Origin of the sequence: Amaricoccus macauensis (assembly GCF_014201905.1) — a bacterium.
Taxonomy (GTDB): domain Bacteria; phylum Pseudomonadota; class Alphaproteobacteria; order Rhodobacterales; family Rhodobacteraceae; genus Amaricoccus; species Amaricoccus macauensis.
In genome coordinates, this window is record NZ_JACHFM010000005.1 from 251,233 (window position 1) to 268,414 (window position 17,182).

The window sequence follows — 17,182 nt, forward strand, 5'->3', positions numbered from 1 at the left end:
CGGATTTGCACCGGGCCATCAACACAGCAACAGAAGTGTAGCATCCACCTTGAGAACAAGGTGGATGCTCGGAATACTGTTTCTTGGCTTATCTGCAAAACATAGTCTTGCCAACGCGTTGTTCATTTGCAAAACGTGATTTATCTCACCTGATTGGAATAATAGTATGGCGATCATTTTTGGAACGAATGGCAACGAACTCAATGGCTGGACGGCGCTCACGGGCACGCGCAAGGCCGATGTGATCTACGGCCTTGGCGGCGATGACTACCTTTCAGGTGGTGGCGGCAACGACACGCTCTACGGCGGTGAGGGCAATGACACCCTGGTGGGAGGTGATGGCCGCGATCTGCTCGATGGCGGCGAGGGCCTCGACCTCGTCTCCTATTCCCCGAACTCCGGCCCCGTGCGGGTGGACCTGCAGAGCGGCTTCGCCAGCTTCCCCGGCACGAACTGGCCGCGGGAAACCCTGATCAGCATCGAGGGAGCGATCGGTGGGCAGGGCCGGGACACGTTTATCGGCAATGGCGCCGGAAACCTTTTCTATGGCGAACAGGGCAACGACACGCTGATCGGCAACGTGGGTGCCGACACGCTTGATGGCGGCAGGGGCAACGACAGCCTCGACGGCGGCAATGGGCTTGATCTGCTGATCGGCGGGCTTGGCAACGACACGATGCGGGGCGGCCTTCACAATGACACCTTCCTGATCGACGGCCACAGCAACTGGGACGGCAGGGAGATGTCGTTCACCGATACCGGCGCCGATCTGATCGACGGCGGCGCGGGCACGGATACGCTCTACATCCCCGTGGAGGTCGTCTGGCCTGACGTGGACGTCAGTGAATATTACCCGGCCTTCGCCACGGTGACGGCCAATCTCGGCACGGGTACGCTCAGGATCACCGACGGCAGCCTGTCGCGCCTCGTCTCCATCGAGAACATCGAAACGGGCGCCGGCGACGACACGATCACCGGCAGCGCCGCGGACAACCTGATCATCGCAGGCGATGGTGCGAACACGGTCGACGGCGGCGCGGGCAACGACACGATCATCGGTGGGGAATGGGGCTTTGCCGGCTACACCGAGGTGCTGCGGGGCGGCGCGGGTGATGACCTGATCTACGGCAATGGCTCGCAGATTGAAGTGGAAACCGTCTACTACACCGAACTTGGCACTGACAGGCTGATCGGCGGTGCGGGCAACGACACGCTGCACGCCGGAAACGGGCAGGTCGAGATGACTGGCGGCACGGGTGCCGACACCTTCATCTTTACCGACGAGATGACTTTCATTCAGGCGTTCGCGCCTGAATACTGGTCCTTTGCCAGCAAGACCATCACCGATTTCAATCGGCAGGCTGGGGACATGATCCACTTCGAGACCGAGGAGGACTTCACGTTCGTGGGGCAGACGCGAGCGAACCAGATGGATGTGGGTGAGATCGGCTGGCATCGCGACGGTCGCGATGTGGTGATCCAGGCCCACGTCAATGAACCCGAGATGTCGCTCTATCATGAGGACGAGTTCCTCGAGATCCGCCTCGCCAACTACTCCGGCACCCTGAACGCGAACGCCTTCGACCTGGGCTGAGGCTCCCGATCGCGACACGGGGGGCGGGCCGGACAACCGTCCGGCCCCACTCCCCCCCCGATGTCAGTGGCCGATCTTCCAGCGCGACGCGACCGACGGCGCGCTGGGGCGGCACATCGAGCAGCCACAGCCCGCGAGGTGTGAGCGTTTGACCACCTTCGGCTCGTCGATGCTGCGCTCGGATCGAGCCATGGCGGATCGCAGCGCGACATGCATCGTGCTGATCCCCGGCGCCGAGAGCATCCGGGAGCAGCCGGTGCCGCAGTCGGGGCACTCGGCGGCGGCGTCGCTTGCCCGGATCACCGCCCAGGCGCGAAACGGGCCGCAGTCACCGCAGACGAAATCGTAGAGAGGCATAGGGTCCTCCTCAGGGAATAAGCGGGGCGGCTCAGAGCCGCCCGTCGAGCAGCAGGAAGCCGGGGATCCAGCCAGTGGCGATGCCGGCGAAGATCGTGAAACTCGCGGTCGGGGAGAGGATGTTCTTCTTCAGCGCCAGCAGCAGGAAGTACATGAACCAGAGCACGCCCCAGATCACCCAGTTGATCGCCATCCAGACATCGAGCGAGGTCTGCATCGTCGCGAACCCACCGAGGGCAACCGGCACGGTCGTGATCGCGACGAAGAGGCTGAACCAGCCGAGACCGCGTCCATCGACGGCGACGACGCGGTTGTAGGCCACCCAGAAGTAGGTCGTCGTGAAGAGCAGCGTGAGCGCCGCGCCGCGCACCGAGGCGAGGTTCGCGCCCGGCCCGAAGGCCGTGTAGATCACCACCGCCAGCGTCGCGAACCCCGAGACGACATTGATGACGACAATCTCGCGGTCCTCGATCTTGCCGTGCAGCCACAGGCCGTTCAGGAACAGCACCGCGCCGACGTAGAGCAGAGCGAATCCGAGAAGCATTGGTGTTCTCCGGAGATTGGCGGGCCTGCCCTGACGGACAGGCCCCGGGGGGTCCTCAGCTCGTGGTGGCGACGGCGACGTCGGGCACCATCTTGCGGGGCCCGTCGGCGTTCGGACGGATATCGAAATCGAAGATCGCCGTCGGGATCGCGAGGGTGGCGCAGACGTTCGGGATGTCGACGATGCCGGCGATCCGCCCCTCGACGGGCGCCGTGCCGAGGATCATGTAGGCCTGTTCGCCGGAATATCCGAACTTCTTCAGGTACTCGATGGCGTTCAGGCAGGCGCGGCGATAGGCGACGTGGGCGTCGAGGTAATACTGCTCGCCGGTGTGCTCGTCGACCGAGATGCCCTCGAAGATCAGGTAGTCGTCGAAATGCGGGTCCACCGGGCTCGGCTTGAAGATCGGATTGGTGATCGCGTACTTCGCCATGCCGCCCTTGATGATGTCGACCTTGATGTCGATCCAGCCGGCCATCTCGATCGCGCCGCAGAAGGTGATCTCTCCGTCCCCCTGCGACCAGTGGATGTCGCCCATCGAAAGGCCGCCGCCCTTCACGTAGACCGGGAAGTAGACCTTGGAGCCGCGCGACAGGTTCTTGATGTCGCAGTTGCCGCCATGCTCGCGCGGCGGCACCGTGCGCCAACCCTCGCCGGCCGCGGCCTCGGCGGCGGCGCCCTTCATCTGGCCCATCAGCGCGGTCGGGGCGTAGGGCGGCGCGGCGAGCGGCGGCACCCGGTTCGGGTCGGTCGCGATCAGCGCCGCCTCGCGCCGGTTCGCCTCGGCGAGGAGCTTGTGGTCGGGCAGGCAGCCGATGAGCCCGGGATGGACGAGGCCCGGATAGCGCACGCCGGGAATGTGCCGCGACGTGGTATAGATCCCTTCGAAGTCCCAGCACGACTTGACCGCGTTCGGATAGTGCTCGGTCAGGAAGCCGCCGCCGTTCTCCTTGGCAAACAGACCGTTGAAGCCCCATTCCGAGCCCTGGAGCGCGCCGATGTCGAGGATGTCGACCACGAGCAGATCACCGGGCTCCGCGCCCTCGACGCCGAACGGACCCGACAGATAGTGCACGCGGGTCAGATCCACGTCGCGGATGTCGTTGGCGCTGTCGTTGTTGCCGATCTGGCCACCGGTCCAGTCGTAGCACTCGACCCGGAACACGTCGCCGGGCTTGAATGTCTCGACCATGGGGATGTCGGGATGCCACCGGTTGTGGGTCTTGATGTCCTGCTCTTCCGGCGCCTTGTTCAGGTCGATCTTGAACGCGGTCTTCGGCATTTCAGTCTCCTCCCTGTCGTCGGCGTCCGCCGCTGTTGGCGGATCGCGGAAGGAAGCGTATGGAGCGTGTGTAACCTTGTTCCCGTCACCGGAGGGTCACCGCGTAATCTTTTGTAACGCGGGTGCGGCGCAACCGGCCCACTTGCGGCATAGTCGGATTGCACAATTTGGGAGGACGAGCCGATGCAGGGCAGAATCCTGGTGGTGGATGACGATCGCCGGCTCTGCGGGTTCCTCGCGCGCTTTCTCGCCGGCGAAGGCTTCGCTCCGACCCAGGCGCACGATGGTGCAGCAATGCGCCGCGCTCTGGCTGATCTGCCCTACGATCTGGTGCTTCTCGACCTCGGCTTTCCGCGCGGCGACGACGGGCTGGCACTCGCGCGCGCCCTGCGATCGCAATATGACGCGGCGCTGATCGTGGTGACCGGCAAGACCAGCACGATCGACAAGGTGGTCTGCCTCGAACTCGGGGCGGACGACTATGTCACGAAGCCGTTCCAGCCGCGCGAACTGCTCGCCCGCATCCGAGCGGTGCTGCGTCGCGTGACCCGTTCCGCGGTCGTGCCGGAGACCGAGGCCGACACGATCCGTGTCGACGGGTGGCGGGTCGATCTCGCGCACCGCGAGGTCTACGCGCCCTGCGGAGTCGCCGCCGGCCTCACCAGCAAGGAGTTCGACATCGTCGCAGCGCTCGCGCGCCGACCCGGGCGGGTGCTGTCCCGGGACCAGCTGCTCGATCTCGTGGCGAACCGGGCGTGGACGCCGAGTGACCGGAGCGTCGATGTCCTCGTGGGCAAGGTGCGGCGCAAGATCGGCGACGAGGGGCCGAACCACCGCATCATCCGCACGGTCCGCGGCATCGGCTACGTCTTTGCGCCGGAATCCGTTGCGCGCGGCTGAAGCGCGGCGCGCAACGCGCGCGACAGGGTGGCGAGATCGACGGGCTTCAGGAGGCACGCGACCCCGGCGACCGGACTGCCCGGCGCCCGTGCCGTGTCGGCGGTGAGAAGCAGCGCTGCGAGGTCCGGCAGCCGGGCGGTCGCCTCCCGCAGCAGCTCGACCCCGCTCCGTCCCCCGCCGAGGCCCACATCGGTCACCATCAGGTCGATGGCGGAGGCGCCGATGATCCCGAGCGCCTCGTCGCTGCTCGCCGCCACGGCGACCCGGTAGCCGAGATGCGCGATCTGACGGCGCAGGGTGCGCCGGACGTCGGGATCGTCCTCGACGACAAGCACCCTCTCTGATCGGCCTCCCGACACGGGAGCCGCGACCCGAGCGGCCGTCGCGGCACCGCCCTCCGCCGGGGCCACCGGCAGCCGGATCGTCGCTGTCAGGCCAAGCCCCGGCGGGCTCGCGAGCAGGAGCGCGCCGCCTGATCGCTCGGCGAAGCCCGCGACCATCGTGAGCCCAAGACCGAGACCCCGGCCGGAGGACTTGGTGGTGATGAACGGCTCCACCGCCCGCGTGAGCAAGTCCCGGGGCATCCCCGGCCCGGTGTCGGACAGCGCGAGATCGACGAACGCTTCGTCAGATCGCACCGTCACCGTCAGGGTGCCGTCTCCGGCCATGGCGTCGCGGGCATTGATCGCAAGGTTGATCAGGCTCGCCTCGAGCTGACTGCGGTCGACCAGCACGGCAGGCACCTCGGGCGGGATGTCGAGCACCACCCGGACGTTGGCCCCGAGCGCCCGTTCGAGCAGCCGCCAGGTCGCGGGAAGCGTCCCACCGAGATCCGTCGGCTCCGTGTGCAGCGGAGCGGCCCGGGCGTGCGACAGCAGCCGGCTCGTCAGCTCCATGCCGCCCCGGACCGCCCCGAGTGCGTCGTCCACCAGCTCGCGCAAGACCGGCTGGCCCTCCAGCCGCTCGTCGAGGAGTTCGAGGTTGCCGAGGATCACCGCCAGCGTGTTGTTGAACTCATGCGCCACGCCCGCGCCGATCTGGTCCAGTGCATCGAGCCGCTGGGCCTGCCGCAGCCGGTTCTCGGCCGCATCGCGCTCCGCGACCAGCCGCAGGCGCTCGAAGCACCGGGCAAGCGTCCGGTCGAGGTCGTAGGAGAAGAACGGCTTGATCAGGAAATCGTAGGCGCCTGCCTTCAGCGCCTCGACGGCGGTCTCCATCGAGGCATACGCCGTGACCATGACGACGATCATGTCGGGCGCCATCCCATGGAGCTTCCCGACCAGCGCGACGCCGTCCTCCCGCCCGAGCCGGACATCCACGAGCGCAACGTCCGCGGTCCAGTTCGCGAGGATCTCGCAGGTCGAGACCCCGTCGTGGGCGACGCGCGCCTCGTGCCCGTCGAGCGCGAGGAGGCGGACGAGGCTTTCCGCGAAGTCCACGTCGTCATCGACGACCAGCAGCCGCCACGGCCGGCCCGGAAACTCAGCGGGCATCGGCCGGCCCCGACTGTTGCCGCGGGATGTGCAGTGCGATCGTGGTCCCCTCGCCCGGCCGGCCGCCAAGCTCGATGCGGCCGCCGTGGACAGTGACCACCCGCTGGACGACCGACATGCCAAGGCCGACCCCGTAGGCCTTGGTGCTGTAAAGCGGCTCGAAGACCCGCTTCCGCTCCGCCTCGGAGAGGCCGACCCCATTGTCGGACACCGAGAGAACGACGGTGCTGGCATCGGCCCGGGTGCGAACGACGATCCGCCCGCCGCCTTCCGGATGGGCCTCGATGACGGCGTGCCGGGCATTGTCGAGCAGGTTCACCACCGCCTGCCGCATGAGTTCGGCATCGGCCTCGATCGTGCAATCGACCCCGAGATCGAGCTCCACGAGCGCGGCTGCCGCGTGTTCGCCCACCTGCGCCGCCAGCCATCGGTCCACGGCGAGCGGGGCAAACGCCGACTCGCGCCGGCGCGAGAAGTCGAGCAGCTCGTCGATGATGCGCGAGCATCGCTGAACGCTGCGACGGATGCGGGTGAATTCAGGGCCCTCGCGCGCCTCCGCGGGGAGTGACCGGTCGAGGACGTCCACCGAATTGGCGAGGGCCCCGAGAGGATTGCGCAGCTCGTGACTGACGCTGGCGGTCAGCGTGCCGATCGCCGCGAGGCGCTCCGTGCGGGCCAGTTCCGCCTGTGTCTCGCGCAGCTCCTCCAGCGACGCGACGAGCTCGCGTTCGGCAAGCTCCCGGCTTTCGTGGGACAGCACGATCCACCAGGCGCCGATCCCGAGCAGCGGCAGCAGCGCGACGAAGACCCTGAGGAGCATCTGGTCGTTGGTGTAGGGCGCGGGATCAATGTGCAGATCGGCCATGCGGTAGGTCAGCAAGAAGACCGCGGCCGACACCGTCCAGAGCACCAGCGTCACGCCGGTCACCTTGGCCACCCGCTGCATGGGGCGGAGCGCGAAGCGCTGCCGCAGCGCGTTCCCCGGAGCGACGCTCGGCCGTCCGTGCGACGGCGCCTTGCAGACGTCGTGGCAATGCGTGTCGAGACTGCAGCAAAGCGAGCAGATCGGACCGTCGTAGAACGGACAGAAGGCCATGTCCGGCTTCTCGTAGGCGTGGTCGCAGATCCGGCACTGCACGAGCGCCCCGCCGCGCTCGGCATAGTCGATCGGCCGGGCGAGATAGGTCTGGCCCCGCGTCACGACGCCGATCAGCACCGCCGACGCCAGCGCGACGACGAAGGCGAGCGGCGCCGACCATGCCTGCAGCATGGGGCCGGCGACGCCCGCATAGCAGGAAAGCCCGACGACCGAGGCGAGCGCCATGGAGCCGCAGCCGACCGGGTTGAAGTTTCGCAGGTAGGCCCGCTTGAACTCCGGCACCGCGGGGCTGATCCGCAGCGGCTTCAGGATCGCGAGATCAGCGACCAGCGACCCGAGCCAGGCGGTGGCAATGTTGCCATAGACCGCCAGCACCAGTTCCAGCGTGTCGAAGATGCCGAGGAGCATCAGCAGGAGCGAGATCAGGATGTTGAACACCAGCCAGGCCACGCGCCCCGGGTGGTAGTGCGTGACCCGCGAGAAGAAGTTCGACCAGGCGAGCGAGCCCGCGTAGGCATTCGTCACGTTGATCTTGATCTGCGACACCAGCACGAAGACCGTGGCGGCCGCGAGTGCAGTCTCGGGGTTCGCGAAGATGTACCCGTAGGCGAGCGCGAACATGTGGATCGGCTCGAGCGCCTCGGCGGCGGGGCGGCTGGCCGAGAGGACCATGACGGCGAGCAGGCTGCCCCCGAGCATCTTCAGGCCGCCGACCACGATCCAGCCCGGACCCGCCGACAGCATGGCCACCCACCAGCGCCGTCGGTTCGCGCGCGCGAGGTCGGGCAGGAAGCGGAGATAGTCGACCTGCTCGCCGACCTGCACCGTCAGCGAGCAGAGCACGCCGATCGCGCCGCCGAAGGCCAGCACGCTGAACCCTGTCTCGGCCCCGGTGAACGCGGACCACTCTGCCAGAACCCCGGGCTCGCGTGCGAGGATGAAGAGAAAGGGAGCGACCAGCATGATGATCCAGAGCGGCTGGGAGATCATCTGCAGGCGACTGAGGACAGTCACGCCCATCGCGGTGAGCGGGATGATGACGAATGACGAGACGACATAGCCGATCACGATCGGAACGTCCGCATAGACCCGCATGGCCTGCGCCATGATCGCCCCTTCGAGGGCGAAGAAGATGATGGTGAAGGTGGCATAGATCAGCGAGGTGATCGTCGAGCCGATATAGCCGAACCCGGCCGCCCGGGTCAGCAGGTCCATGTCGATGTTGTATCGGCTCGAGTAGTAGGCGATCGGCAGGCTGGTGACGAAGATGAACAGCGACACGCACACGATTGCCGGGATCGCGTTCGCGAAGCCGTAACGCAGCGTGATCACCCCGCCGATCGTCTCGAGAGCGAGGAAGGCGATGCCACCGAGTGCGGTGTTCGCGATGACGAACGGCGTCCAGCGGCGGAACGACCTCGCCGCGTAGCGCAGCGCATAGTCCTCGAGGGTCTCGTTCGCCACCCATGATCTGTAGGATCGGATCGCCGGCCGTTGCTCGGCCGTGCGCGACATCTGCCCCCCTTCGCCCGGCACCAAGGGAATCACCACGCCGACTGGCCGGAGCGCGGAAATTCTCAGTCAGGCCCGCCGGCAAGTCGAGGTTTTCGTCACGGTCGCAGGGAGCGCTTCGGGGCGAGGGAGTGTCTCGCCTCGCTCGCCGAGGCCGTTCCCGCTCTCTCCGGACCTGACCCGGTGAGGAACGGTCGTCGCTGACCTGTCGGCTCCGGCGCAGAGGCGAGTGATTCGGCCAGTCAGACAACAGACCAATCCGCTTTCTCCGTGCTTCTCACCCGACCACCGCGCCATCACCGGCCTCGCCGGTATACCATGTTTGGCAAAATCATTGCATTTTCTCCGTTATCAGCGTCCATTTCAAAACCGTTTGCGCCATTCCCAGTTTTTCGGTATACCAAGATCAACAAGAAGACGGGGAGGAAGGGATGAGCGTCAGGACCGCTGAGACGCGGGCGAACGGGGTGGCGATCCCTTCGGGGGCGCAGAGTGCCCGCGCGCTCATCGATCTTCGGAATCTCATCACTGAAGGCGAAATTTCGCCGGGAGAACGTTTCACCGAAGCGCAGCTGGCCAAGCGGCTCGGCATGTCGCGCACGCCGATCCGGGCCGCGATCCAGCACCTGCGCGAGGAGGGGATGATCGAAACCCTGTCGGCAGGCGGCTACACCGTCCGCGGCTTCCAGATCCTGGAGATCGGCGAAGCGATCGAGCTTCGCGGCATGATCGAGGGCCTGGCAGCGCGCCTGCTGGCGGAGCGCGGCACGAAGCCGGAGGACATGGCGAGGCTCGAGGGGATCGTTGCCGGCATCGACAGCCTACTCGACCAGCCGAGGTTCACCGCGACCGACATCGCGACCTATACCAAGCTCAACGCCGAGTTTCACGACTCGCTGGCGGAGGCAACCGCAAGCACGCTGCTGATCCAGGAGACGCGACGGGCCAATTCGCGCCCCTTCGCCTTCGCGAGCGCGCTCGTGCACGTCCACCAGGACGAGGAAACCGCCCGGCGCCACCTCGTCGTGGCGCAGGACCAGCATCGGGCGGTGGTCGAGGCCATCCGCGGCCGGGAAGGCGCCCGTGCGGAGGCGATCATGCGCGAGCACGCGCGCCTCTCATACCGCAACCTGACGACCGCGCTGAAGTCACGCGCCGCCATCGGGAGCATCAAGGGAGCGGGACTGATCCAGCGGATCGGATAGCCGCTTCCTGCAATCACCACGACGCGGCAGGAATAGCCGCCTTCTCCGGGGAAATCGTATGAATCGACGCAACCTGCTTTGCGGCGCGGCACTCGCTGTATCCGTCGTCATGTCCGGCTGGCCCGCCCTCGCGGCGGAGCCCCTGAAGGTCGGGCTCATCCTGCCGATGACCGGCCCCTTTGCCTCGACCGGCCGCCAGATCGAGGCGGCGGCGAAGCTCTACATCGCCGAGCACGGCAGCGAAGTGGCCGGCCGCGAGATCGAGCTCATCGTGAAGGACGATGCCGGTGTCGCCGATGCGACCAAGCGCCTCGCGCAGGAGCTGATCGTGAAGGAGAAGGTCGAGGCGATCGCCGGCTTCGGCCTGACGCCGCTGGCGCTCGCCGCGGCGCCGCTCGCCACCCGCGCCAAGGTGCCCGAGATCGTCATGGCGGCGGCGACCTCCTCGATCACCGAGCAGTCGCCCTATGTGGTGCGCACCAGCTACACCACGCCTCAGGTTACCTCGAAGATCGCCGAGTGGGCCGCGAAGGAGGGGATCAAGTCGGTCGTGACGGTCGTGTCGGACTATGGCCCCGGCATCGACGCGGAAACCACCTTCGCCAAGACATTCGGCGCGACCGGCGGGCAGGTCGTCGAGTCCCTGCGGGTTCCGCTTGCCAACCCCGACTTCTCGCCTTTCCTGCAGAAGGTGGCCGACGCCAAGCCCGACGCGATCTTCGTCTTCGTGCCGTCGGGCGTCGGCGCCCCGTTCATGAAGCAGTACGTCGAGCGCGGTCTCGACACGACCGGCGTCCAGCTGCTCGCCGACGGCGGCATCACCGATGACGACATCCTGAACTCGATGGGTGACCCGGCGCTGGCGGCAATCACCGGCTTCCACTATTCGGCCGCTCACGACAGCCCCGAGAACAAGGCCTTCGTCGAGGCGTTCAAGGCGGCAAACGACGGGATGCGACCGAATTTCATGGCGGTCGGCGGCTACGACGGCATGCACCTGCTCTATGCGGCGCTCGAGAAGACCGGCGGCAAGTCGGACGGCGAGAGCCTGATCGAGGCGATGAAGGGCCTGGCATGGGAGAGCCCGCGCGGTCCGATGCAGATCGACCCGGAGACCCGTGACATCGTTCAGAACGTCTACATGCGCAAGGTCGAGCGCGGTGCGGATGGTGAACTCTGGAACGTCGAGATCGAGACGTTCCCCGCCGTGAAGGATCCGGTGAAGGCAGGCCTCTGACCCGCCGGCCGCTTGCGGCCATCGCTCGGCAGCCAATTACCGGGTTCGCGCGGAGGAGCATTTCCTTCAAGCGGCCCGGAAGCTCCCCAGGAGGAAAACAATGCGTGTCACGGCGGCGGAAACGCTCCCCACCCTCGATTTCGATCCCTTTGACATCTCCTATTTCGCTGACCCCTACCCCGACCAGGAGCGCCTTCGCGAAGCGGGGCCGGTGGTCTGGCTCTCGCGCTACGGTGTGCGGGCGGTCGCGCGCTACACCGAGGTTCACGCGGTCCTGAATGACTGGCAGACCTTCTGCTCCAGCCGCGGCGTCGGGCTGAGCGATTTCGCGGTAGAGAAGCCGTGGCGCGACCCCAGTCTCGTCCTCGAGACCGACCCGCCGGAGCACGACCGCGCCCGCGCCGTCCTGCAACGGGTCGTGTCACCGATCGTCATGCGGCGGCTGCGCGACAACATGGTCGCGAAGGCCGATGCGCTGGTTGCCGAGCTGGTCGCACGGCGCGAGATCGACGGCATCCGCGACCTCGCGCAGGCTTTCCCGCTTTCGGTCTTTCCCGACGCGGTCGGCCTTGTCCACGAGGGCCGGGAGCACCTGCTCCCCTACGCCGGCCTCGCCTTCAACGCCTTCGGGCCGGACAACGAGCTCCGGCGCGAGGCGCTGGCGCGCGCCGCACCGCATGTGGCCTGGGTGACCGAGCAGTGCCGGCGCGAGAATCTTGCGCCCGACGGCTTCGGCGCGCAGATCCACGCCGCCGCTGACACCGGGGAAATCACGGCCGACGAGGCTCCGCTTCTGGTGCGCTCGCTCCTGACGGCCGGCCTCGACACGACGGTGAACGGCATCGGCGCGGCGCTCTACTGCATGGCGCGCTTCCCCGACGCCTTCGCGAGGCTTCGCGAGAAGCCGGCGCTGGCACGGGGGGCCTTCGAGGAGGCGATCCGCTTCGAGAGCCCGGTGCAGACGTTCTTCCGCACCACCACCCGCGAGGTCGAGCTCTCCGGCGCGGTGATCCCCGAGGGCCAGAAGATCATGATGTTCCTCGCTGCCGCGAACCGCGATCCACGGCACTGGCAGGATCCCGACACCTACAACATCGAGCGGCGCACCTCCGGCCACGTGGGGTTCGGGTTCGGAGTTCATATGTGCGTGGGTCAGCTTCTGGCACGGCTCGAGGGCGAGGTCCTGCTCGATGCGCTTGCACGCCGTGCCTCTGACATCCGGCTGGCCGGCGAGCCGGTCCGGGCTTTCAACAATACCCTGCGCGGTCTGGATAGCCTGCCGCTGGTCCTGACCCCGGCCTGAGCCGCGGGCTCGAACCTTCACTTCACATGTAACGGGCTGGCTCGCGAAGACGGGCACCAGGGGAATTCCCATGCTCACGATCCTCATAGACGGAATCGCCTACGGCATGCTGCTGTTCGTCCTCGCGTCCGGCCTTGCCGTGACGCTCGGACTGATGAACTTCATCAATCTCGCCCACGGCGCATTCGCCATGGCGGGCGGTTACGTCACCGCCCTCCTGATGAACCGCTGGGGCGTGCCGTTTCTCGCGACACTGCCCTTCGCCTTCCTCGTCCCCGCGCTTGCCGGTGCCTTCGCCGAGAGAACGCTCTACGCCCGGCTCTACCGGCGAAGCCACCTCGACCAGGTGCTGTTTTCGATCGGGCTCGTCTTCATGGCGGTGACGGCCACCGACTATCTCTTCGGCTCGCAGCAGCAGCTCGTCCAGTTGCCCGGCTGGCTTCAGGGCCGTTTCGATCTCTTCGGAATCCCGGTGGGCCGCTACCGCGCCTTCCTGATCGTCGTGTGCAGTGTCCTCGTCATCGGGCTCCAGCTCATCCTGAACCGCACCCGCTTCGGCAGCCAGCTCCGCGCGGCGGTCGATGACCAGCGGGTCGCGCGCGGACTCGGCATCGGCGTCGCGGGCATCTTCGCCACGACCTTCGCGGTCGGCTCCGGTCTTGCCGGGCTCGGCGGGGCGCTCGGCATCGAGATCCTCGGGATGGAGCCGACCTTCCCGCTCAAGTTCATGGTCTACTTCCTGATCGTCGTGACGATCGGCGGCACGACCGGCCTCATCGGGCCGTTCATCGCAGCCCTCATCATCGGCGTCGGCGACGTGGCGGGGAAGTACTACGTCCCCGAGGTCGGCGCCTTCCTCATCTACCTGCTCATGATCGTCATCCTGATCCTGCGGCCCCAGGGGCTCATCGCCCGCGCCCGCTGACCCCAAAGCCCCGAGGACTCCCCACAATGCCGACAGACACCCTCACTCAGCCTCCCACCGCGGTCGCGCCGACGACGCAGGGCCTTCACGAACGGGCGCTTCGCAACCTCGGCCGCACCGGACGCTGGCGGCCAGCCGAGTTCGTCTTCTGGGCGCTCGCCGCCGCGACGTTCTTCTTCCTGCCTGACCAGCACCTGCTCCTGGGCGAGATCGCCATTCTTGGGCTTTTCGCGCTCTCGCTCGACCTGATCCTTGGCTACGCGGGGATCGTCTCGCTGGGTCACGGCGTGTTCTTCGGGGTCGGGGCCTATGTGGCCGGCCTAATCTCGATCCACATGACCGGCGAGCCCATCACCGGCCTCTTGCTCGGTGGGGTGGCCGCGGCCATCCTCGGGCTCGCGACCGCGCCGCTCCTCCTGCTGCGCGCGTCCGACCTGACCCGGCTCATGGTGACGCTCGGCATCGCCATGCTGTTCTACGAGGCGGCGAACAAGGCCGCCTGGCTGACCGGCGGCGCCGACGGCCTGCAGGGCATCTGGATCGACCCGATCTTCGGCCGCTTCGATTTCGACCTCATGGGCACGACTTCCTATGCCTATGCGCTGGTCGTTACCTTCCTGCTCTTCCTCGTCGCCCGGCGGATCGTCACGTCGCCGTTCGGCCTGTCGCTCGCGGCGATCCGGGACAACCCCATGCGGGCCAACACCATCGGCATTCCGGTCGGAAAGCGGCTCGTGGCCATCTACACGATCTCCGCGCTCTACGCCGGGATCGCGGGTGCGCTGCTGGCGCAGACGACGATGTTCGTCTCGCTCGATGTCCTCGCCTTCCACCGCTCGGCGGACGTGCTGCTCGTCCTCGTCCTTGGCGGGGTCGGCTATCTCTACGGCGGCCTGATCGGCGCGATCGTCTTCAAGCTCCTGCAGGACACGCTCTCCACCCTGACGCCGCAGTACTGGATGTTCTGGCTCGGGCTCATCCTCGTCGTGATCGTCCTCATCGGCCGCGAGCGCATCACCGGCGCGCCGGCCACTCTCTGGAACCGCGTGCGGGGGATGGGCAAATGAGCGTGGCCCTGGAGACCATCAACCTCGAGAAGCGCTTCGGCGGCCTCGTCGCCACCAACAAGGTGAGCTTCCGACTCGCACAGGGAGGCCGCCACGCCCTGATCGGACCGAACGGCGCGGGCAAGACCACGTTCATCAACCTTCTGACCGGAGTCCTGCCGTCGAACGGCGGACAGGTTCTGCTCAACGGCGAGGACGTGACCCGTCTCAGCCAGCAGCAGCGCGCCCGGCGCGGGCTCGGCCGGACCTTCCAGATCAACCAGCTCTTCGCGGCCATGACGCCCGTCGAGTCGATCGGGCTCGCGGTCTCCGAGCGGATGGGCGGCGGTGCGGACTTCTGGCGCGGCCTCGGCACGCGGACGGACATCATCGACGAGGTGCTGGAGCTGCTGGAGCGTTTCCGCCTCACCGACGTGATGGACCATCCGACCGCGCGCCTGCCCTATGGCAAGCAACGGCTGCTGGAGATCGCCGTGGCGCTCGCGGGCAACCCGCGCGTGCTGCTGCTCGACGAGCCCGCCGCCGGGGTACCGGAAGCCGAACGGCAGGAGCTTCTCGACACCCTCGCGGCACTGCCAAAGGACGTCTCGATCCTGCTCATCGAGCACGACATGGACCTCGTCTTCACCTTCGCCGACCGGATCACCGTGCTCGTCAACGGCACCCACTTCGCCGAGGGCACGCCTGCGGAGGTCATGGCCGACCCGCGCGTCCGCGAAGTCTACCTTGGGGAAGAAGAACATGCCTGAGCTTCTGGAGCTGCGGAGCCTTCGCGCCGGCTATGGCGAGGCGCTGGTCATCCGCGATCTCTCGCTCTCGCTCGCCGAGGGTGAGGCACTGGCGGTGCTCGGCCGCAACGGCGTCGGCAAGACGACGCTTCTCGACAGCATCATCGGCGTCACCCGCCGCTTCAGCGGCAGCGTCCATCTCGCGGGGCGGGACCTTTCGGGCCTCCCGCCCGAGAAGCGCGCCGCCGCGGGAATCGGTTGGGTGCCGCAGGAGCGCAACATCTTCCGCTCGCTGACCGTCGAGGAGAACCTTCTCGCCACCGCCCGGCCAGGGGCCTGGACCCTTGTCCGCGTCTACGAGATGTTCCCGCGCCTCAAGGAGCGCCGTTCCAACATGGGCAACCAGCTCTCGGGCGGCGAGCAGCAGATGCTCGCCGTCGGAAGGGCGCTCATGCTGAACCCGCGGGTGCTCCTGCTCGACGAGCCGACCGAAGGGCTCGCGCCGATCATCGTCGATCACCTTCTCGCCTCCATCCGCCGGATCATCCGCGAGGAAGGGATGGCGACGATCATCGTCGAACAGCACGCGAAGAAAATACTCGGGGTGACCGACCGCGCCATCATCCTCGACCGCGGCGCCATCGTCCACGAGGCCCCGAGCCGCAGCCTGATCGAGGACCCCTCGCAGCTCGACCTGCATCTCGGCGTCATTGCCAAGTCCTCCCGCAGCCAAGGAAACATCCATGTCCGCTGAGACCGGAACGCTCGCGCCCGTCGACGAGCAGATCACGCTCAAGGATCTGCATGTCGATCCCTACCCGATCTACAAGCGCCTTCGGGCCGAAGCGCCGGTGCTGCGCGTGAAGGCCGCCGGACGGACGTTCCTCACCAAGGCCGCCGACACGAAGTTCGTAAAGGACAATCCGGCGATCTTCTCGTCGAACGACCCGAACACTCCGATGAAGCCGGCGTTCCAGGCGCACACCCTGATGCGCAAGGACGGGGCGGAGCACCTCTCCGAGCGGATGGCGATGGCGCCGGCGCTCCTGCCGAAGACGATCCAGGAGGTCTGGCAGCCGCTCTACCGCCAGTATGCCGCCGAGTACCTCGACCGATTGCCCCGTGGCGAGATCGTCGATCTCCACAAGCAGCTCTCCGCCCCGATCGCGGCGCGTATCCTCGCGCATATCCTCGGCATCCCCGAGGCGACCGACGAAGAGATGATCTTCTGGTCGCAGGCGCTCATCGACGGCGCCGGCAATTTCGGCTGGGAGCCCGGTCCCTTCGCAGTGTCCGATCACGCCAATCTCGAAATGAACGCGCTTCTCGGGAAGGCGGTCGAGCGGGTGCGTGCGGTGCCCGACCACTCCGCACTCTCTGTCATGGTGAATGCCGAGAACCCGATCCCGATGAGCCAGATCGTCGCTAACATCAAGATCGCGATCGGCGGTGGCATCAACGAGCCGCGCGACGCGCTCTCGACAATCGTCTTCGGCCTGCTGACCGAGCCGGAGCAGCTCGAGGAAGTCCGCAGAACCGGCAAATGGGGGCAGGCGTTCGAGGAGGGAGTGCGCTGGGTCGCGCCGATCCAGGCTTCGTCGCGCCTCGTCACGGAAGATGTGGAAATCCGCGGCTGCCACATCCCCCGGGGCGATACGGTGATGACGATTCAGGCGTCGGCCAATCACGACGAAGACCTCTACGATCACCCCGAGCGCTACGACGTGTTCCGCACCAGGAATCCGCACCAGGCGTTCGGCTCCGGGCCGCACCACTGCGCCGGCACCCACGTCGCACGGCGGACCGTGGGCGCGGTCATGACCGAGATGCTCTTCGAGCGCTTCCCCGGCATGACGCTGCCCGACCCGAGCGTCGTGCAGTGGCGCGGCTTCGGGTTCCGCGGACCGATCAACCTTCCCGTCATCCTGAACTGAAT

The 17,182-nt window shown here is 67.0% G+C and carries 15 protein-coding genes; 10 read left to right on the top strand and 5 right to left on the bottom strand.

All coding sequences use genetic code 11. From position 1 onward, the window contains the following. Nucleotides 1-166 precede the first annotated feature (166 nt). A complete protein-coding gene (locus HNP73_RS20435) occupies nucleotides 167-1,594 on the top strand; it encodes a calcium-binding protein (protein WP_184154526.1) in 1,428 nt (475 codons plus the stop codon). 63 nt (nucleotides 1,595-1,657) lie between these two features. Here the strand turns inward: HNP73_RS20435 and HNP73_RS20440 are convergent, their stop codons facing one another. The 3 genes from HNP73_RS20440 to fmdA are packed head-to-tail and all read right to left on the bottom strand — an operon-like array spanning nucleotide 1,658 to nucleotide 3,777. Next, entirely contained in the window at nucleotides 1,658-1,951 is a 294-nt protein-coding gene (locus tag HNP73_RS20440) for an FmdB family zinc ribbon protein (RefSeq protein ID WP_184154529.1), read from the bottom strand. A 31-nt stretch (nucleotides 1,952-1,982) separates the two neighbouring features. Beyond that, nucleotides 1,983-2,495: an AmiS/UreI family transporter gene (locus tag HNP73_RS20445; RefSeq protein WP_184154532.1), complete on the bottom strand. Its 513-nt coding sequence runs from the start codon at nucleotides 2,493-2,495 to the stop codon at nucleotides 1,983-1,985. Nucleotides 2,496-2,550: 55 nt separating this feature from the next. Then, nucleotides 2,551-3,777, bottom strand: a complete 1,227-nt coding sequence (fmdA, locus tag HNP73_RS20450) for a formamidase (RefSeq protein ID WP_184154535.1) — start codon at nucleotides 3,775-3,777, stop codon at nucleotides 2,551-2,553. 183 nt (nucleotides 3,778-3,960) lie between these two features. On the opposite strand from fmdA, the gene HNP73_RS20455 reads away from it, so the two are divergent. Beyond that, nucleotides 3,961-4,677, top strand: coding sequence for a winged helix-turn-helix domain-containing protein (locus tag HNP73_RS20455; RefSeq protein ID WP_184154538.1), 717 nt, complete (start codon nucleotides 3,961-3,963; stop codon nucleotides 4,675-4,677). Here HNP73_RS20455 and HNP73_RS20460 read toward each other — a convergent pair. Both HNP73_RS20460 and HNP73_RS20465 read right to left on the bottom strand, forming a co-directional pair. Then, nucleotides 4,641-6,170: a response regulator gene (locus tag HNP73_RS20460; RefSeq protein WP_184154541.1), complete on the bottom strand. Its 1,530-nt coding sequence runs from the start codon at nucleotides 6,168-6,170 to the stop codon at nucleotides 4,641-4,643. The two genes, HNP73_RS20455 and HNP73_RS20460, sit on opposite strands and share 37 nt — an antisense overlap. Continuing rightward, nucleotides 6,160-8,784 carry an ATP-binding protein gene (locus HNP73_RS20465; protein WP_184154544.1) on the bottom strand — a complete coding sequence of 875 codons (2,625 nt, stop codon included), beginning with the start codon at nucleotides 8,782-8,784 and terminating at the stop codon, nucleotides 6,160-6,162. The genes HNP73_RS20460 and HNP73_RS20465 overlap by 11 nt, the downstream gene beginning before the upstream one ends. 428 nt (nucleotides 8,785-9,212) lie before the next feature. On the opposite strand from HNP73_RS20465, the gene HNP73_RS20470 reads away from it, so the two are divergent. The 8 genes from HNP73_RS20470 (at nucleotide 9,213) to HNP73_RS20505 (ending at nucleotide 17,180) form a co-directional block, all read left to right on the top strand. Then, nucleotides 9,213-9,986 carry a GntR family transcriptional regulator gene (locus HNP73_RS20470; protein WP_184154547.1) on the top strand — a complete coding sequence of 258 codons (774 nt, stop codon included), beginning with the start codon at nucleotides 9,213-9,215 and terminating at the stop codon, nucleotides 9,984-9,986. A 58-nt stretch (nucleotides 9,987-10,044) separates the two neighbouring features. Then, complete coding sequence (locus tag HNP73_RS20475) at nucleotides 10,045-11,223, top strand: ABC transporter substrate-binding protein (RefSeq protein ID WP_184154551.1); 1,179 nt, start codon at nucleotides 10,045-10,047, stop codon at nucleotides 11,221-11,223. 100 nt (nucleotides 11,224-11,323) lie between these two features. Next, nucleotides 11,324-12,526 (top strand): cytochrome P450, encoded by a 1,203-nt coding sequence (locus HNP73_RS20480; protein ID WP_184154554.1) that lies wholly within the window; start codon nucleotides 11,324-11,326, stop codon nucleotides 12,524-12,526. 70 nt (nucleotides 12,527-12,596) lie between these two features. Next, a complete protein-coding gene (locus HNP73_RS20485; RefSeq protein ID WP_184154556.1) occupies nucleotides 12,597-13,451 on the top strand; it encodes a branched-chain amino acid ABC transporter permease in 855 nt (284 codons plus the stop codon). Between the two features lie 26 nt (nucleotides 13,452-13,477). Next, nucleotides 13,478-14,518, top strand: coding sequence for a branched-chain amino acid ABC transporter permease (locus HNP73_RS20490; protein ID WP_184154558.1), 1,041 nt, complete (start codon nucleotides 13,478-13,480; stop codon nucleotides 14,516-14,518). Further along, nucleotides 14,515-15,267, top strand: coding sequence for an ABC transporter ATP-binding protein (locus tag HNP73_RS20495; protein ID WP_184154560.1), 753 nt, complete (start codon nucleotides 14,515-14,517; stop codon nucleotides 15,265-15,267). Before HNP73_RS20490 ends, HNP73_RS20495 begins: the two co-directional genes overlap by 4 nt. Then, complete coding sequence (locus tag HNP73_RS20500; RefSeq protein ID WP_184154562.1) at nucleotides 15,260-16,000, top strand: ABC transporter ATP-binding protein; 741 nt, start codon at nucleotides 15,260-15,262, stop codon at nucleotides 15,998-16,000. Before HNP73_RS20495 ends, HNP73_RS20500 begins: the two co-directional genes overlap by 8 nt. After that, on the top strand, nucleotides 15,990-17,180 hold the full coding sequence (locus HNP73_RS20505) for a cytochrome P450 (protein ID WP_184154564.1): 1,191 nt from the start codon (nucleotides 15,990-15,992) through the stop codon (nucleotides 17,178-17,180). The genes HNP73_RS20500 and HNP73_RS20505 overlap by 11 nt, the downstream gene beginning before the upstream one ends. Nucleotides 17,181-17,182: the final 2 nt, after the last annotated feature.

Excerpts from the sequence above, each read along its gene's own strand:
- HNP73_RS20435 (WP_184154526.1), top strand. The coding sequence starts at position 167 with ATGGCGATCATTTTTGGAACGAATGGCAACGAACTCAATGGCTGGACG.
- HNP73_RS20440 (WP_184154529.1), bottom strand. The coding sequence starts at position 1,951 with ATGCCTCTCTACGATTTCGTCTGCGGTGACTGCGGCCCGTTTCGCGCC.
- HNP73_RS20445 (WP_184154532.1), bottom strand. The coding sequence starts at position 2,495 with ATGCTTCTCGGATTCGCTCTGCTCTACGTCGGCGCGGTGCTGTTCCTG.
- fmdA (WP_184154535.1), bottom strand. The coding sequence starts at position 3,777 with ATGCCGAAGACCGCGTTCAAGATCGACCTGAACAAGGCGCCGGAAGAG.
- HNP73_RS20455 (WP_184154538.1), top strand. The coding sequence starts at position 3,961 with ATGCAGGGCAGAATCCTGGTGGTGGATGACGATCGCCGGCTCTGCGGG.
- HNP73_RS20460 (WP_184154541.1), bottom strand. The coding sequence starts at position 6,170 with ATGCCCGCTGAGTTTCCGGGCCGGCCGTGGCGGCTGCTGGTCGTCGAT.
- HNP73_RS20465 (WP_184154544.1), bottom strand. The coding sequence starts at position 8,784 with ATGTCGCGCACGGCCGAGCAACGGCCGGCGATCCGATCCTACAGATCA.
- HNP73_RS20470 (WP_184154547.1), top strand. The coding sequence starts at position 9,213 with ATGAGCGTCAGGACCGCTGAGACGCGGGCGAACGGGGTGGCGATCCCT.
- HNP73_RS20475 (WP_184154551.1), top strand. The coding sequence starts at position 10,045 with ATGAATCGACGCAACCTGCTTTGCGGCGCGGCACTCGCTGTATCCGTC.
- HNP73_RS20480 (WP_184154554.1), top strand. The coding sequence starts at position 11,324 with ATGCGTGTCACGGCGGCGGAAACGCTCCCCACCCTCGATTTCGATCCC.
- HNP73_RS20485 (WP_184154556.1), top strand. The coding sequence starts at position 12,597 with ATGCTCACGATCCTCATAGACGGAATCGCCTACGGCATGCTGCTGTTC.
- HNP73_RS20490 (WP_184154558.1), top strand. The coding sequence starts at position 13,478 with ATGCCGACAGACACCCTCACTCAGCCTCCCACCGCGGTCGCGCCGACG.
- HNP73_RS20495 (WP_184154560.1), top strand. The coding sequence starts at position 14,515 with ATGAGCGTGGCCCTGGAGACCATCAACCTCGAGAAGCGCTTCGGCGGC.
- HNP73_RS20500 (WP_184154562.1), top strand. The coding sequence starts at position 15,260 with ATGCCTGAGCTTCTGGAGCTGCGGAGCCTTCGCGCCGGCTATGGCGAG.
- HNP73_RS20505 (WP_184154564.1), top strand. The coding sequence starts at position 15,990 with ATGTCCGCTGAGACCGGAACGCTCGCGCCCGTCGACGAGCAGATCACG.